The 16,587-nt window shown below is 64.3% G+C and carries 12 protein-coding genes; 3 read left to right on the top strand and 9 right to left on the bottom strand.

Going from position 1 to position 16,587, the window contains the following annotated elements:
* The first annotated feature begins 68 nt into the window (after positions 1-68).
* Positions 69-809, top strand: coding sequence for an SDR family NAD(P)-dependent oxidoreductase (locus tag ING15_RS11775; RefSeq protein WP_206455015.1), 741 nt, complete (start codon positions 69-71; stop codon positions 807-809).
* On the opposite strand, the gene ING15_RS11770 is transcribed toward ING15_RS11775, so the two are convergent.
* The 4 genes from ING15_RS11770 to ING15_RS11755 all read right to left on the bottom strand — a co-directional run bounded on the left by ING15_RS11770 (position 791) and on the right by ING15_RS11755 (position 6,925).
* A complete protein-coding gene (locus ING15_RS11770) occupies positions 791-1,624 on the bottom strand; it encodes a CDP-alcohol phosphatidyltransferase family protein (protein ID WP_206455107.1) in 834 nt (277 codons plus the stop codon). The two genes, ING15_RS11775 and ING15_RS11770, sit on opposite strands and share 19 nt — an antisense overlap.
* Before the next feature lie 5 nt (positions 1,625-1,629).
* Positions 1,630-2,328 (bottom strand): phosphatidylserine decarboxylase, encoded by a 699-nt coding sequence (locus tag ING15_RS11765; RefSeq protein WP_206455014.1) that lies wholly within the window; start codon positions 2,326-2,328, stop codon positions 1,630-1,632.
* Positions 2,329-2,524: 196 nt separating this feature from the next.
* Positions 2,525-4,417, bottom strand: a complete 1,893-nt coding sequence (locus tag ING15_RS11760) for an ABCB family ABC transporter ATP-binding protein/permease (RefSeq protein WP_332873817.1) — start codon at positions 4,415-4,417, stop codon at positions 2,525-2,527.
* 237 nt (positions 4,418-4,654) lie between these two features.
* Entirely contained in the window at positions 4,655-6,925 is a 2,271-nt protein-coding gene (locus ING15_RS11755) for a LysM peptidoglycan-binding domain-containing protein (RefSeq protein WP_232845716.1), read from the bottom strand.
* A 368-nt stretch (positions 6,926-7,293) separates the two neighbouring features.
* Here ING15_RS11755 and ING15_RS11750 point away from each other — a divergent pair, with 368 nt between their 5' ends.
* Both ING15_RS11750 and ING15_RS11745 read left to right on the top strand, forming a co-directional pair.
* A complete protein-coding gene (locus ING15_RS11750; RefSeq protein WP_206455012.1) occupies positions 7,294-7,515 on the top strand; it encodes an acetyl-CoA carboxylase biotin carboxyl carrier protein subunit in 222 nt (73 codons plus the stop codon).
* Positions 7,516-7,517: 2 nt separating this feature from the next.
* Entirely contained in the window at positions 7,518-8,888 is a 1,371-nt protein-coding gene (locus ING15_RS11745; protein ID WP_332873816.1) for an acetyl-CoA carboxylase biotin carboxylase subunit, read from the top strand.
* 61 nt (positions 8,889-8,949) lie between these two features.
* Here the strand turns inward: ING15_RS11745 and ING15_RS11740 are convergent, their stop codons facing one another.
* The 5 genes from ING15_RS11740 to ING15_RS11720 form a co-directional block, all read right to left on the bottom strand.
* On the bottom strand, positions 8,950-11,160 hold the full coding sequence (locus tag ING15_RS11740; protein ID WP_206455011.1) for an acetate--CoA ligase family protein: 2,211 nt from the start codon (positions 11,158-11,160) through the stop codon (positions 8,950-8,952).
* Between the two features lie 13 nt (positions 11,161-11,173).
* Positions 11,174-12,706, bottom strand: coding sequence for an acyl-CoA carboxylase subunit beta (locus tag ING15_RS11735; protein ID WP_206455010.1), 1,533 nt, complete (start codon positions 12,704-12,706; stop codon positions 11,174-11,176).
* Between the two features lie 26 nt (positions 12,707-12,732).
* Positions 12,733-13,806, bottom strand: coding sequence for a mandelate racemase/muconate lactonizing enzyme family protein (locus ING15_RS11730; protein ID WP_206455009.1), 1,074 nt, complete (start codon positions 13,804-13,806; stop codon positions 12,733-12,735).
* Positions 13,807-14,096: 290 nt separating this feature from the next.
* Positions 14,097-14,915, bottom strand: coding sequence for a TrmB family transcriptional regulator (locus ING15_RS11725; protein WP_206455008.1), 819 nt, complete (start codon positions 14,913-14,915; stop codon positions 14,097-14,099).
* A gap of 248 nt (positions 14,916-15,163) precedes the next feature.
* Positions 15,164-16,504, bottom strand: a complete 1,341-nt coding sequence (locus tag ING15_RS11720; RefSeq protein ID WP_206455007.1) for an MmgE/PrpD family protein — start codon at positions 16,502-16,504, stop codon at positions 15,164-15,166.
* Positions 16,505-16,587: the final 83 nt, after the last annotated feature.

Here is a 16,587-nt window from a genome sequence, read left to right as displayed (position 1 = left end):
AGCGCGTTCGGCCAGAACGTTGCCGACGGAGCTCAAAGCTACGGATGGCACCTTCCCGGTGGGTTGAGATGACGCAAATGCTGACAGACAAGATCGCGCTGGTCACGGGGGCTTCGCGCGGCATCGGCTACCACATAGCCAAGGGCCTCGCCGCCGAGGGCGCGCATGTCATCGCGCTGGCGCGCACCGTCGGCGGCCTCGAGGAACTGGACGACGAGATCAAATCAGCCGGCGGCTCGGCGACGCTCGTCCCCCTCGATCTCACCGACATGGCGGGGATCGACCGCCTCGGCGGTGCCATCAACGAGCGCTGGGGCCGGCTCGATGTCCTAGTCGCCAATGCCGGCCTGCTCGGCGTCCTTGCACCGATCGGCCACATCGAGGCGAAAACTTTCGATAAGACCATGACGGTCAACGTAAACGCGACCTGGCGGCTGATCCGCACGGTCGATCCATTGCTACGCAAATCCCCCGCCGGGCGCGCCATCGTCATGTCGTCCGGCGCCGCCCATTCGGCCAAGGCGTTCTGGTCGCTCTACGCGGCCTCCAAGGCGGCTTGCGAGGCCATGGTGCGTTCCTGGGCGAACGAAACGATGAACCTGCCGCTTCGGGTCAATTCGGTCAATCCGGGCGCGACGCGCACCGCCATGCGGGCGCAGGCGATGCCGGGCGAGGATCCGAAGACGCTGCCGACCGCCCGCGAGGTGGCGGCGAAGATCGTGCCCCTCGCCTTCCCGAACGTCGTCGAGACCGGCAAGCTGTTCGATGTGCGCGAAGACCGCTTCCTGGACTACCGCGACCCCGCCTGATCCGCCGCCGAGCGAGTCTCGCGTTTCGCCCGCTTGCCGAACGCCCGAACCGAAAAGCCGATCGAGACGAAGTACACGATCGCCGTGACCGACAGCGTCTCCCAGAAGAAGCTGAGCAAAAGCGCGACGTAGAGAACAAAGGCGAGGATGATAGGAATGGCGTAGTCGCGCGGCACCCGAAGGCCGGCACCCTTGCCCGACCAAGTCGGCAAGCGGCTCGACATCAACAGTCCGATGAACACGAGATAGACCGACGCGATCGTCGCCGTGATCTCGGGAAAGCCGAGATCCAGACCGGAAAAGCTCAGATATACGGGAAACATGGCGAGGCCGGCACCGGCCGGTGCCGGAACGCCGACAAAGAACGCCGAATGCCATTTGGGACGCTTCGGGTCGTCGAGCATGGTGTTGAAGCGGGCGAGTCTGAGTGCGCAGGCGCTTGCATAGAGCAATGCCGCGATCCAGCCGAAGGCTCCGGCTTCGTTGAGCATATAAGCATACAACACGAGACCTGGCGCGACGCCGAAATTGACGATGTCGGCGAGGGAATCCATTTCGGCGCCGAAGCGGCTTTGACCTTTGAGAAGCCGTGCGACACGGCCGTCGATGCCGTCCAAAAACGCCGCGCCGAGCACCATTCCAACGGCGAACTCGAACTGACCCTCGAAAGCCAGCCGGATGCCGGTCATCCCGGCGCAGATCGACAAGATGGTGATGAGGTTCGGCACGATGTGGCGAAATGGAATACGACGGCGGACCGGCCCGTCTTCAATGTCGGGCTTGCCGGGATCAAATGGGGGAAAGGGAGATTCGATCGGCATCAGTCGCGCCTCGACGGCCATACGGGCAAGTTGTCGCCGAACTCGGCGATGACGGTTTCGCCGGCAGTGGCGATCTGTCCTTCGGCGACGCGCGGCCGGGCTCCGTCAGGCAGATAAATGTCGAGGCGCGAGCCGAAGCGGATCAGTCCGAAGCGCTCGCCCGCCTCGATCCGATCCTCGACCTTGGCCCAGCAGATGATTCGACGCGCTAGGAGCCCCGCGATCTGTACGACGCCGATCTCGCCTTTCGGCCCTTCGATGACCATCGAGCTGCGCTCGTTGACTTCGCTCGCCTTGTCCAGCTCGGCATTTTTGAACTCGCCCTCACGATAGGTGATGTGCCGGATACGGCCCCGCATGGGCGCGCGATTCACATGACAATCGAAGACATTCATGAACACCGAAATGCGCAGCATCGGGTCGGTACCGAGATCGAGTTCAGCCGGTGGCACGACATGACCGACGAGGGACACGCGACCGTCCGCGGGGCTGACGGCCAGATGATCGGCGATCGGCGTCACACGCTCGGGATCACGAAAGAAATAGGCACACCAGGCGGTCAGGATGAGGCCGATCCAAAACAGCGGCTCCCACAAAAAACCGAGCACGACGGCGGCTACGAAGAACGCGGCGATGAACGGATAGCCCGCCCGGTGGATCGGCACGAACGCGTTTCGGATCGAGGCGATGATATCCACGGTGTGTCTTCTTCCTTCCTGATCTCGGTTATCCCGACCCTTGCGGTAGGGATGGACAAGAGGAGAGGCAAGCAGGAGCGAAATGCCGCCGGCGATCCTCAACGGTAAAAAATGGCACCCGCGCTCGATACCCGGGCCCGCCTCGACAGATGTGGCGGGACTGCACCGCCGACAAGGCGCCACCGCGCCGCCGGCGCTACACTTCCTCGGTCCTCCGCCGTTCGATTACGCCGAACTCGTCCGCCTCGCGGGCACGCCGGAGTGCCTCTTCGGCTTCGGTCGCCTCGCGCTGCATCGCCCACATCTCCGCGTATAGCCCCGCCGCCTCGAGGAGTTCGCGGTGCGATCCCCGCTCGACGATCTCACCCGACTTCAGCACGATGATTTCGTCGGCGTCGATGATCGTGGAAAGCCGATGCGCGATGGTCAACGTCGTGCGCTCCTGCGACACCAGGTCAAGCGCCGCCTGGATTTCCTGTTCGGTGTGCGTATCCAGAGCGGAAGTCGCCTCATCGAGTACCAGGATCGGCGGGGCCTTGAGGATCGTGCGGGCGATCGCCACCCGCTGCTTCTCACCTCCGGACAATTTCAGCCCGCGCTCGCCGACCATCGAATCGAAGCCATCCGGCAATTCCTGGATGAACCCGGCGATCTGCGCCAGTTCGGCGGCCCGCCGGACCTCCGCCTCGCTCGCCCCGATGCGCCCGTAGCGGATGTTGTAGGTGATCGTATCGTTGAAGAGCACCGTGTCCTGCGGCACGATGCCGATCGCGGCGCGCACTGATTCCTGGCGCACGCCGGCAATATCCTGACCGTCGATCAATATGCGACCTGACTGTATGTCGTAGAACCGGAAAAGCAGTCGCGAGATGGTCGATTTGCCGGCTCCAGAGGGGCCGACGATCGCGACCGACTTGCCAGGCGGAACGTCGAAGGAAATCCCCTTGAGGATTTCGCGCGCCGAATCATAGCCGAAGCGCACGTCCTCGAAGCGGATCGCGCCTTCGCTGACCTCCAGCGGCGGGGCGTCCGCCGGATCCTTCACCTCCGCCTCGACCTCGAGCAGATCGAACATCGCCTCGATATCGGTCAGCCCCTGTCGGATTTCGCGATAGATGAAACCGATGAAGTTGAGCGGAATCGACAGCTGCATCAGCATGGCGTTGATGAAGACGAAGTCACCGAGCGTCTGGGTTCCGGCGCGGACTTCGAGCGCCGACATCACCATCGCCACCGCCATGCCGGCTCCGAAAATCAGCCCCTGGCCGAAATTCAGCCATCCGAGCGACGTCCAGATTCGCGTCGCCGCGATCTCGTAGCGAGACATCGCCTTGTCGAAGCGCTCCGCTTCCATGGACTCGTTGCCGAAATATTTGACCGTCTCGAAGTTCAACAGCGAGTCGATCGCCTTGGTGCTGGCGTCGGTGTCGGAATCGTTCATGTCGCGGCGAATGCCGATCCGCCAGTCGCTCGCCTTGATGGTGAACCAGCTGTAGAGCCCCACCGTGGTGGCGATGACGGCAAGGTAGCTGACGCCGTAGGCAAAGCCAAAGATGATCGCCACCAGGGCGAACTCCAAGATGGTCGGCAGCGTGTTGAGGATCGTAAATCGCACGATCGACTCGATGCCCTTGGTGCCGCGTTCGATGATGCGCGACAGGCCGCCGGTCCGTCGCTCCAGATGAAAACGCATCGACAGCCGATGCATATGGACGAACGTGCGATAGGCCAGCCGGCGCACGGCATATTGACCGACCCGCGCGAACAGCGCGTCGCGAAGCTGGTTCAGCCCGACCGAAAACACCCGCGCGACATTATAGGACACCACCAGAGTAATGGCGCCGGTCAGCGCCAGCGGCAGCCATTCGCGCGCCGAATCGGCCCCATCCAGGGCGTCTGTGGCCCATTTATAGAAATACGGAACCAGAACTGTGAGCAGCTTGGCCAGTACCAGGAAGAACGTCGCATAGGCGACTCGCATCCTGAGATCCGGCCGGTCCGACGGCCACATATAGGGCCAGAGATTGGCCAGTGTCGTCAGCGTCGACCCGCTGTCGCCCGATATTCGTTTCCCGGCTTTTTGCGCCAAGATGGTCCTTTCCAACGAAGCGGCGCGACGGGGGGGCCGGCGCGCCGTCGACGTTCTGAAGTTGGTTCGGGACGGTCAGTGCCCCAGTGAGAGCGAGGCAGTCGCCGCCGCGCCCCGCTCGATGCATGCACGTCGGCCGCAATCACGTCATCGAAGTGGACAGATAGCCGAAGCGCAAAACACTTTCATGGCCGAACATCGGTCAAAGACGTCCCGATTCAAGCGGACGAGGACAGCCTAATTGCGTTGTCCCGGCTCGGCTGCGTCCGCTTCCCGCGCGTCGTCTTGCGCCGCGGGCAATCGGAAGACCTGCCCCGGATAGATCAGGTCGGGATCGCGAATGCGATTGCCGTTGGCGAAGTAGATCACGGTGTAGCGGCTGCCCTGGCCGTAGGTGTCGCGGGAAATTCCCCACAACGTATCGCCCTTGCGAATAATCACCCGTCCGGCTGCCGTCGCGAGGGGGGCTTGGTGGTTGATTGGAACGTCGAGCGCTGGCGTGCCATTCGCCTCGCTTTCGGTCGTGCCAGCGGAGGACTTCTCCGGCGGCGTCGCGGACACCTGCCGCTCGCCAACAGTACCGGACCCCGGCTGAGGTGGTGTCGTCGGCTGGAAGTCCTTGGTCTCGGTGCGCGAAGCCGTCGACAGCGTCGACGATTGCGTGTCGGCCGGCTCGGGCAGCACCGGAGCGTCGGCGCGGGTGCCGTCCTCCCCCTTTTCAGGTGTCCCGACGCCCGTCTGCGACCGAGGCTCCACCATTTGCACCGGCCGGTTACCCGAGGTCCGGTTGGTCGAAGCGGTCGGATCAGTCGCCTCCCTTGTAAGCTCGCCCGGCTGATTGCCTACGATCGGGAGCGCGCCGTCCGCCGGTCCGGAAGCCGGCGCGGCGCTCGCCTCGGTGGATTTGGACGACTCCGCGCCACCTTCCGCCGTTCCCAAAACACCAGCTGTTTCGGATACCGTTTCCTCTGGCTTGGCCGCTGGTTCAACACCCGGCGAGAGGCCAGCGGCCGGCCCCTCGTTCGTCGTGCTCGCATCGCCCTGTTCCTGTGGAGAGCCGCCGGTCTTCGTATCCGGCCGCCAACCGCTTTCCGGTATATCAGCGGCTCCGCTTGCCGGGTCGTCAGCGCGGCCTTCCACGTAAGTGCTGTCCTCAACCAGCGCCGACGCCGCGGCGACCCGTGTTTCAGCCCCCGATCCGTCAGCCACTGACGCGGCGGGAGACGGACGAACCTTTTCCGGAGCGATGGCCGGTTCCGGCGCAATCGCCGCGACAGCCTGCCCCTCGGGCCGCGTGAAGGGCACCTCCGCCCGTGCCGTTACATTCCCATCGACCGCCACCTGATCGGCCCGCACAAGGTGGTCGCCAACCGCAACCGGGCGCTCGCCGGCCACCAGAAAGCGATTGTCGGCGGTCGCCCTTTCCTCGGCCACCAGAGTGTTGTCGAGATAGATGCGGACCGAGGCGCCTGCATCCGCGACTCCCGCGACGAAGATCCGCTCGCCCTCGACTTCGACGGCTTCAATCCGCAGCCTTGGCAGGGTCCCGGGCTCCGCTGCCTTGTCCTTCTCACCCGTCGCTCCCGGCATCGGCGGGACCCCGGCATTCGTATCAACCGGTTTTCCCGATCCGGCAGCAGGTGCAGGCGTCGGCAACTCGTCTTGCGAAATCGCTGTCGCGGATCTGTCGGCCGCCGTCGTTCCGGTATTCGGGCCATCCGACCCGGCTGCTTGCCACGATGGCGACACCGGGACTGCCATCAATCGCGACGCCTCGTCCGGTGCTTCCACCATCGCGAGCACGTCGTCTCCCCGTCCCGGCTGCGGCACGCTGACGACTGCGGTCTCACTTGATCCGGTGGTCGCGCCCTCCGGCGTTATCGCGATCATCGAGATCGCGTGCTCGCCCGGCGTCAGCGGCTCAGGCAGAACGATGACGAACTCGCCCGCTTCATTGGCGGTGTCTTCACCGACCAGCGTCTCGCCCGCGTGCAGGGTGACCCGGCTTCCCGGCGCGGCCCGTCCGGCAATGAGGGTCGAACCGTCCGGCTCGACGCGCAGGAGGTCGAATAGTGGCCGGTCGCCGTCCATCGTCTCGCTTTCTGCCGGGGGAACTGAACTGGCGGATTCCAACGGCGATGCAGGCTGCTTCTCCGCAGTCGTCGCGTCGACGGCTTCGAGCTTTGCGGAGACGTCCGGGCGCGGCGCAGCACCGGTGGGATCTGGCACGATCCGTGCCACTTCATCCGGCGTTGCAGATTGCTCGGACGATGTCGCGGGTACGTTCATCCTTTCCGTCTCGCCAGAACTGCTGGTCGATGGCTGATCCGGATCGGGTTGCAAGACCGACGCACCGTCCTGCGGCGGCGCGACTTCCTCGAAAGTCGGCAAATTTTCCGTTTGCGCGATGCGCAATTTCTCGCTGCTCAGCATGTCCCAGTATCCGAGCACGATCGCGACCAGGAGAACCAGGCACAGGAAGACGATTCCGAGGGCTTTTCGCTGCATGATCACACCATCTTCGCCGGTTCAACGTCGCCGGATCGAAGAATTCGAGAGATGTTACACGACCTTTATCGAAGCACCGCCCGGCTCACAAGGTCGCGCCTTGCGGCAGGTAGCTCCGCCGCATCGAACGGCGCAACCCCTTGCGAACACTCATAAAGGACGGCGAATCCCGTCAATCCTCGCAATCGCCGGAAATCGGCCGTTCCATCAACGAACTGGTCGCAACTTTGCCCGCATTGGGCAAGTCGGGGACGGTCGCTCCGCCGCATGCCCCTTCGAATCGACGTTGCGTTCGCAACAACTATCTGACATTCCTGTACCGTTGCCTTTCGCGAGGCGCGACATCGAACGGGAGGGCTTTAGCGGCGATGACCATCATTGACGTCAAGACGGAAATTACCGGCAATCTCTGGAAGATCATCGCCGAGATCGGCCAGGACCTCAGTGAGGATGACCCGATCATGATCCTTGAATCGATGAAAATGGAGATCCCGATCACAGCGCCCGAGGATGGCCGCCTGGTCGAAATTCTCACCGCCGAAGGCGAGACCGTCACGGAAGGCACGGTCGTGGCCCGCATCGAGGCTTGACCGTGGCCGGGATCAACAAAGTCCTGGTCGCGAACCGCGGCGAGATCGCCTGCCGTGTTTTCCGCAGCGCGCGAGCGCTCGGCCTGTCCACGGTTGCCGTCTATTCGGAGGCAGACGCGGCGAGCCTTCACGTCGACGCGGCAGATGAAGCGGTTGCCATCGGGCCATCCTCACCCCGCGAAAGCTATCTGAACGCCAGTAATATCCTCGAGGCCGCGCGCCGGGTCGGCGCGGACGCGATCCATCCCGGATACGGCTTTCTCGCGGAGAATGCCGCGTTCGCCGAGCTTGTGACGGCGGAAGGCCTGAACTGGATCGGTCCGACCGCCGACATCATTCGGCAGATGGGCGACAAACAACGCGCCCGCGAGATTGCGCAGGCTTCCGGCGTTCCTGTCGTGCCGGGCAGCCGGACGTTCGATATGGGAGACACCGACGATCTCGAAGTGGCCGGGCGAGCGGTCGGCTTTCCTCTGCTGGTCAAGGCGGTCGGCGGCGGCGGCGGCATCGGGATGCGCCGGGTGGACGAGGAATCCCAACTCGCGTCGACCGTTACCGCTACCCAGTCAATGGCGGAGAAATCCTTTGGCAACGGCGCGATCTTTCTCGAGCGGTTCGTTCCCCGTGCGCGCCACATTGAAATCCAGGTTTTCGGTTTCGGCAACGGCGAGGCAATCCATCTCTTCGAGCGGGATTGTTCCGTCCAGCGGCGGTTTCAAAAGGTCATCGAGGAAAGTCCCGCGCCCGGCCTACCCGAGGCAGTTTGCCGGCGTATGGGCGAGGCGGCCGTGTCGCTTTGCGCCCACACCCGCTATGGCGGCGCGGGAACAGTCGAATTCATCGTGGATGCGACCAGCTTCGACTTCTTCTTCCTCGAGATGAATACGCGCATTCAGGTCGAGCATCCAGTGACGGAAATGGTGACCGGCGTCGACCTCGTCGCCATGCAGATCGACTTTGCCCGCGGTCGACTGACCGGCGCCGAGCAGGAGGGCATCCGGTCTGCTGGACACGCCATCGAATGCCGGCTCTATGCCGAAAATCCGGTGAAGATGTTCATGCCGGCGCCGGGCCCCTTGACGATTTTCAAGCCCCCTGCGGAAACCGAGCATGTGCGGGTCGACAGCGGCTACCGCGAAGGCGACGTGATGACGCCGTTCTATGATCCGCTGATCGCCAAGCTGATCGTCCATGGCCGCGACCGCCTGGAAGCCTGCGAACGCGCCGAGCAGGCTTTGCGAAACTGGTCGATCGATGGTCTTCGCACCAATCGGGACTTTCTGATTGGGTGCCTTCGCAACGACGCGTTCCGCGCGGGCGATGTGCATACCGGCTTTCTCGACGAGCACGCCAAGGCAATCCTGGCGGCGTGATCAGGCCACGGCAAGGTCCGGCGCCATGGCGCTTGCCTGGGCGATGGTGCGGGCCGTCAAATCACCCGAGCGGCGCGGACGTATCGCGTGACCGCAGTCGACGCTCCAGATGCGCGATGGTGGCAAGGGCGCGGGCCATTGCGGGAATTTCGTCGAAAACCGGCACACCGATCTTGCGCGCCTTCTCCCGGTAATGGCGGCGGCTTTCATCGAGTTCGGGCGAACCGTCGGTGCGCAGCGCCAGCGCGAAATGCGCGATTCCCGGCCACTTCGCCTGTGTCTGCTCGATCACCTTGAACAAATTGCCGACCGGATCGATCGCCCCCCGCCCGACGAAGGCGGCAAGGTTCAGATGCATTGCCACGACGTCGGGCTTCGCATTGCGGTAGACGATGTCGAGAATTTCACCCGCCACCCAGCCGTCCTTTTCCTGCAGGGTTCGCACCGGCGTGTCGATCGGGTTGACGACGCTGGTGCCCGGCGGAAGCCCGAGCGCTTCGAGCGGCTCGCGGGCCGCTTCGCCGAACGGGGCGACATCGAGCCCCATGCTGGCGAAGATGTCCGTGCCCAGCACGCTGGAGCCGCCGCCATTGCCGAACAGCGCGACGTTCTTCGTCGGCTTTTCCGGCCGCAGGTCGAGATGCTGCAGGGCCAGAAGGACGTCGATGAATTCGTCCACCGTGTCGACGAGCGCGACCGGAAGCTGCGCGGCGAGCGCCTCCCACGCCCTCCCGTCGCCGGCCAAGGCGCCGGTATGCGACGCGGCGGCGAGGCGCCCCTGGGCCGAGCGTCCACCCCTCAAGATCACCACAGGCTTTGTCGGCTGGGCGCCGCGAAGCAGGTCGAAGAAGGCCCTACCCCGCTTGATGTCTTCGATATAGACGCCGATCGCCTTGGTCTGTTCGTCCGCAAGATAATAGGCGACGAGCTCATGCGGCTCGACGTCGGCGCTGTTGCCGATGGTCACCAGACCGCTGAAGCGCAGGCCGCGCCATTGGCCACGCTTGATGATGTCGGTCGACAACCCGCCCGACTGGGAGACGACACCGATGCGCCCCAGTTCGCGCGGCGCGTCGCTCGGAAAGGTGAGGCAGCCGCGCGGCGAATAGGTGCCTAGACAATTCGGTCCGAGGACACGCAGTCCGCCGGCTCTGGCGCCCGCCACGAGATCGTCCTGAAGCGCCCTGCCCTCGGCAACTTCGCCGAAGCCCGACGAAATCACCTGTGCGATACGGCAGCGCCCCTTGGCGGCCGCAAGCACATCGGGGATCCGGCCCGCGCCGACGGCGACATAGGCGTAGTCGACCGCCTCAGGCGTCTCCCCGAGCGACGGGTACGCCTTCAGCCCCTCGATCTCCTCCGCCGAAGGATGGATCGGATAGATGGCGCCGGAAAAGCCGAAATCCTTCAACCGGCGGATGAAGGTATTGGCGATCGCGACGTCCTTGGTGGAGGCACCGAGAACCGCGACGGTTCTTGGTTCGAACAACGGCTTGAATTCGATCAGCGGATCGCCGGATTCCGCCTTCTCAGGTTTCGAGACGGGCCGGTTCTCCCGCTCGGTGAGAATGACACGGGCATCGGCCGCCATCAGCCCCGAGGCCGAAACGATGACGGGATTGAGATCGAGTTCGGCGACATCGTCGCCGAGCGCCATCAAAAAGCCTCCCGGACCGCCGATCCGAACCATCGCCTGGACCAAAGCCTCCTCGTCGACCGCCGCTTCGCCCCGGATGTCACCAAGCAGGGCAAAGCCCCTCAGTTCGCGGAGCATGGCGCGGGCGTCGGCCGCATCGATCGGACACAGCCGGAACGCCACGTCCTTCAGGACCTCGACGAAGATACCGCCGAGGCCGACCATCAGCATCGGCCCGAATTGTGGGTCTTGAATGCCACCGATGACGATCTCGCGGCCCGAAGGAATCATCTCCTCGACCAGCCAGCCATCGATCACCACGGCGGCAATCTCCGGCTTGATCGCCATCGCCTCGACGGCGGCGCGGACTGCGTCGGCGCCGTCCAGCCCGAGCGCGACCCCTCCGGCATCCGATTTGTGGAGGATGTCCGGCGACACGACCTTGACGACGAAGGGCGCGCGCATCCCCCTCGCCCTGGCTTCGGCATCGGCGGCGTCCCGGGCCAGCGCCGAACGGGGCGAACACACGCCGTAACGCGCGAGCAATTCCTTGCCGGCGGCTTCGTCGAGGGATCGCCGGCCCCGCGCACGCGCCGCGGCAATGATGTCCCGGCCAAGTGGCTCCTGAATGGTCATCGCAATCGCTCCGTCAGTAGCTGGTCGGCCAGGCACGCATCAAATGCTCGCCAACGCCGCCGGAGCGGCGCCGCGCCTGGATGTCGAACATGCGGATGAGAAAGCCGCGCGTCTCCTGGGGTTTGATGACGTCATGCGCCGAGAAGATGCGCGCCATGTCCCATATTTCGAGATCCTTCTGGATCTCGGCCAGCGCGGCCTCGAACCCCTCCTGCCCGGCTTGCAGATTGTGCACGATGCTGGTGGCGAAGACCGGGTCCATGAAGCTGACCTCGGCGGTGGGCCAGGCCACCATCGCGCTGTTGTGCGCCCCGCCGCCCATGGCGACATAAGCGCGGCCGTAGGCCTTGCGACAGATCACGGTGATCTGGGGCACGGTCGTGAGGCAGGTCGCGTTCATGAAATTCATGATCTGGCCGGGCGCTCCCCGGCGTTCGGCATCGGTCCCCACGACGAAGCCGGGGGTGTCCATCAGGCGCACGATCTGAATGTTGAAACTGTCGCACAACACGGTGAAATCGATGATCTTGCGACACGCCTCGGCCGACAGAGCGCCGCCGCCGACATGCGGGTTGTTGGCGATGATGCCGGTGACCTTGCCGGCGAGGCGGGCAAGCCCGACGACGGCGGACTTGCCGAAACGCGGCTTGATCTCGAGGAACGAATCCTGGTCGAAGATCACCTCGATGATCTTCTTGATGTTGTAGACCTGCGTGCGCTTCTCGGGCAGCACGTCCAGAATCCGGTCCTGCTCCGCGCCGGAACCTTCGGAGGTCGTCGTCTCCGGCGGCAGGACGCCATTATGGCTCGGCATGTAGGACAGGAACCGGCGGATGGCGGCCATCGCCTCCTCGTCGGTATCCACAAAGTGGTCGATGAGCCCTGTCTGATCGGCGTGAAGACGCCAGCCGCCGAGTTCCTCCAGATCCACCTTCTCGCCGATCGCCATCGAGACCAGCCGGGGGCTGGACACGGACATGATCGAGCCCTTTTTCATGACTGCGAAGTCGGAACAGCAGCACAGCCAGGCCGATGATCCGAAGGAGGTGTCGAGGGCAGCCGCGACCCACGGCGTATCGCGCATCCGCCGAAACTGGCTGGTGTCATTGCCGAGCATCGCGCCCATGCCCTTGGAGCCCATGGCGTCGGGCAGGCGCGCGCCGGTCGACTCGCCGACATGGACGAAGGGCATGCCCTTCTCGGTGCAGGTTTTGCGGATATAGCCGATCTTCTTGGAATTGGTGGCGCTGGTCGAGGCGCCCTTGGTGGTGAAATCGTTGACGACGACGCCGACGTCGCGGCCATCGATGCGTCCGAATCCGGTTATCTTGCCGTCGCGGGGCGTAGCGGCGGCATCGGCCTCGAAAACCGACTGGCCGAGCAGGCCGACCTCTAGGAAGCTGTCCTTGTCGACGAGTGCGTCGAGACGCTCCCCCGCATTCAGCTGCCCCCTCTCGCGCCGCTTGGCGAGTTTCGCCTCGCCGCCCATGGAACGCGCGGCCTCGCGGCGTCGATCGAGTTCGGCCAAAATCGTTTCATGCGCCATGCGTCTTCTCGCCTTCTCGCTGAGTTCTATTCGAAGTCGCGCCGCTCGAGGGTGAACCGTTCGACCGCGTCGCGATCCAGGCGGGGGCGATAGCCGGCTGGAAGCCGAATGGCGCCGTCTTGAAAGGGCATCGGTTCGACGAACAGGCGATCCCGGGGTTTCAAGAACCCGTTGAACTCGCCGGCGTTGTGGATCGTCGTTCTGGCGACGCAAGCCTCGAGCCACCCGTGGATCTCGCTTCCCAGACCGTCACCGAGCACAGGCTCCATGCCGTTCTGTCGCACCGCGTCCAAGCCTTGCTTCAGACGGTCGAGGCCGCCGAACCGCTTGAGCTTGAGCTTGCAGTAGCCGACGCCCGGGATCGTGGCCGCGCGATCGATGTCGGCCAGCGCGCAGATCGGCTCGTCCAGCATCAGCGGCACGCGCGATACCGCGGCAACCGCCGCATTGGCGTCCCAATCATCGGCGTCGCAAGGCTGCTCGAAGAGCTCGATGCCTTCGGGGTCGAGCCGGGATGCGAAGTGTTGGCCCTCCTCTCGGCTGTAGGCGCGATTGGCGTCGAGCCGTAGCATCGCCCGTCCCCGCGTCGCTTCTTGAATGATCGCGACGCGCTGAAGATCGGCATCGACATCCTTGCCGACCTTGATCTTGAAGGTGCCGAATCCCTGCGCCAGCCAGGCTTCGATTTCCTCGACGATCGCCGCAGGCTCAAGCGCGTTGAGGGGCGTGAGCAGCGGCAGAATCATCTCGTCCGGCAAATCGAGCAGAGGATTGGCCTGAAGCACCTCGATCGCCGTCGCAAAGGCCGTCGCCGCGACCTTGCTTGTTGTAAACCGGTCGAGCACCGATGCCTTGGCCGCCGTCGTCTCGAGTCCGATCGCGGCTCGCAGGCTTTCGCACAGAAATGCCCAGCCGCCCTCCCGCGTTTCGGCGCTGGAACCCGGAGAGATGTGGCCATCGGCGAAGCCCGAGCGACCGTCTTCATCCTCGACCTCCACCAGGAATGGCTCGAAGGTTTCAAACGTCCGGTAGGAGAGCCGATAGGGCCGGATCAGCGGCAGAGCGAGCCGTCGCAGCGTCGCCCGTTGAATTTTCGCCATGGCGTACCTCCCCCGCATCCACCGGTCATAGTCACTTGGGCCTTCTCCCGTAGGACCGCAGAAGCGATGCAAGCCGTGGGTGCTTACGTAGTTGCTATGACTACTACTTCGGTGCGAGGATTGCAATGAGCTGCCTTCGCCCGGTGCCCCAAGGCAGCCGGGAATCGCGGTCGGGACGGTGGTGCGGCGATCCGATCCATGGCCGATGGATGCGGCCGGGCTTCAATATGGCACGCTGATCTCGTGCGGATGAGCCGGCACGGATTGCGAAAAGGGATCAGGGGGCAGGGTTAGCTCAGACCGGTCCGCTGCTTGAACGACGCGACCTGCTCCGGTGTGAAACAGGCGAGCCGCAGATCGCGAAGATGCTCGCCGAAGGCCGCGTCGATCTGATCGCCGAACCGCTCAAAAATTTCCGCCATGTAGAAATCGTGCCGGACGAGCGATTCCGCCATGTTGACTACCAGCTTGTTCCGCGTATGCGCGGCGATCACCTCACCGACGACGGCGGCCGTCACCATTTCCTCGTGGTCGGCCGCGATCGTGAACAGATTGTCCGTCGTCCCCATGCGCACGCCATTGGCCTCGTGCAGATAGACACGGCATTTGTCGCTGAAACGGAACTCTTCGGCGTCCGTCCCGAACAGGACGATCATCATTTCGACGCCGCGTTCCGCCGCCGTTCGGAGGGTATCCTTGTGGCGCCGCAGAATGTCGGACGCGGCCTTGATCAGAAGGGTATGCAGGCTGCCATTGATCAGCGCGTCGATCTTGTCGTGCGCGGCCTCCTCGCCCCACAACATCCAGACATATTGGTCCTTGGTCGCGGGCGCCAGATCAGACAGCTTGGCGCCCAGATCCTTGCACAAGGCGCTGGTCTGGCGGGACACCGAATTCAAGAACGTCTGCGGATCCGCCGCCACATAGCGAACCGGATTCTCGCTGACCGGCAGAACCGCCGCTCGCTGGCTCAAAGCCTCCAGCGCGCTGTAGGCGTTCGGCCGCGGCACGCCGGTACTCTTGGAAATCTCATAGGCGGTGGACGGACTCTGGCGCAGCAGTTGGACATAGATGCGCGCTTCGTACTCGGTGAACCCGAGACGTTTCAAATCCGCCAGGAACTCACTAGCCGCAGAGTCCGAGGGAGCGATCTTTCCAACCAACGAAACCTCACCATCCTGTTTTCGGGCTCTTACGCCGCCGCCCGTATTCCGTCTCGACGTGGACGCGATAGACACCACTCGGGCGGCGAAACACAACCGTCTTGCGCCACGGATCGCGCTTGGCCCCAGCCCCCGCTCAGTTCGTCAACCGCAGTGACAGACCGGGTGCCTCGAACGCCTGACCGCCGACAGCCTCACGGTTGCAGCAACGGCCGGAGCTCACGCACATCCGCCACGGTTTCGATCTCCCCAATGCGCCTCACGAATGCGTGCGCGGTCTGTTCGCCGAAAACATCCTTGGCAAGATCGAACGCCTTGGCCTCGATTTCGACGGTGTCCATCGGGTTGTCGGCTGTCCCACGGACCGCGCGGGTGCGCCGGCGAAGCCGACGCCCGTCCCGCGTCGCCACTTCGACGATCGCCTGACGGCGTGGGACCGCTGCGCCGAGTTCGGCATCGGCGACAAGGCGAATACGCTTGCGCATCGCGTGCACCGACGCATCCTCCATCAGTGCATAGTCATGGGCGCTTTTGAAATCGAGGCCACCGCGAACCAGAAGCACGGCCACGAGATGCTGGAGATTGACGTCCGGCATCGTGCGTCCATCGACGATATGTGCCTCGCTGTCCGGCAGACGCACGAGAATCGTGTCGACCTGACCGCTGGTGAGATCCTCTTGCGCCATGAGATGCTCGATCGCATCCAGCGCGGCCTGGATCGGCGAGCCGACCGACCATTTCTTGATGTTGGCGCGCATGATCTCGTAATTGCGACCAAGCTCTCGGCTCATCACCGCGATGTCGGGATCCGCCGCAAAAGTGGCGAAGACATTGCGGTCGCCAGAAAAGACGTCGGCGACGCCGGTGAACCCTGCGGTCATCATCGTCGCGGAGGCGACCGCGTTGCGGGCGGGCATGCCGGCGAAATCGAAGGCCTTCTCGACATGTTCCTCGTCGCGCACCCAGGTGGCGAGGCCGGAAGCCTGCTGGGCCGTGAAGGAAAAACCCTGCCGCACGGCGTCCGCACCGAGCCCCGCGAGCGCAAAGGCTGCGGCGGATGCGCCGAAAAGCCCGGCAAAGGCGTGGCTGCTGAAACCGCGGGCGTAGAAATTGCGCGGGCCGAGGGCCAGCGTGAACCGCGCGCCGATGTCATAGCCGAGCACGACAGCGCGCAGCAGATCGGTTCCGCTTCGCCCATGCCGCTCGGCCATCGCCAGCGCCGCCGGCACGACGGCGCAGCCCGGGTGACTGAAGGACGGCTCGTGGGAATCGTCCGTCTCATCGGCGTGTGCGAGCATGCCGTTCGCCAGCGCAGCATTAACTGCCGAGGTCATGATGTCACTGCCGATGACGCATGCCTCGGGCATTCCGCCCTGCCCCTGCACATAGGCTGTAGCCATCCTCCCCGGCTGCAACCGCGAGCCCGAGATCATCGCCGCCAGGGTATCCAGCAGATGATGCTTGCCCTTCGCCGCGACGTCGCGGGGGATTGCAGTCTGCAGTGCCGCCGCGACATGGGCACTCACCGTCCGCATCACCGCACTTATTTCGTTCGGTCCAGCACCCATAAACCCGCTCCCCTCACCTTACGGCCCGCGACACTGCCCCTGCCTGCGGC

The organism is Aurantimonas marina, assembly GCF_017183135.1.
GTDB classification, from domain to species: Bacteria; Pseudomonadota; Alphaproteobacteria; order Rhizobiales; family Rhizobiaceae; genus Aurantimonas; species Aurantimonas marina.
Note: the sequence above shows the minus strand (reverse complement) of the source record. Positions and strands in the feature narration are given on the sequence as shown.

Excerpts from the sequence above, each read along its gene's own strand:
- ING15_RS11755 (WP_232845716.1), bottom strand. The coding sequence starts at position 6,925 with ATGCAGCGAAAAGCCCTCGGAATCGTCTTCCTGTGCCTGGTTCTCCTG.
- ING15_RS11720 (WP_206455007.1), bottom strand. The coding sequence starts at position 16,504 with ATGCGGACGGTGAGTGCCCATGTCGCGGCGGCACTGCAGACTGCAATC.
- ING15_RS11775 (WP_206455015.1), top strand. The coding sequence starts at position 69 with ATGACGCAAATGCTGACAGACAAGATCGCGCTGGTCACGGGGGCTTCG.
- ING15_RS11750 (WP_206455012.1), top strand. The coding sequence starts at position 7,294 with ATGACCATCATTGACGTCAAGACGGAAATTACCGGCAATCTCTGGAAG.
- ING15_RS11730 (WP_206455009.1), bottom strand. The coding sequence starts at position 13,806 with ATGGCGAAAATTCAACGGGCGACGCTGCGACGGCTCGCTCTGCCGCTG.
- ING15_RS11740 (WP_206455011.1), bottom strand. The coding sequence starts at position 11,160 with ATGACCATTCAGGAGCCACTTGGCCGGGACATCATTGCCGCGGCGCGT.
- ING15_RS11735 (WP_206455010.1), bottom strand. The coding sequence starts at position 12,706 with ATGGCGCATGAAACGATTTTGGCCGAACTCGATCGACGCCGCGAGGCC.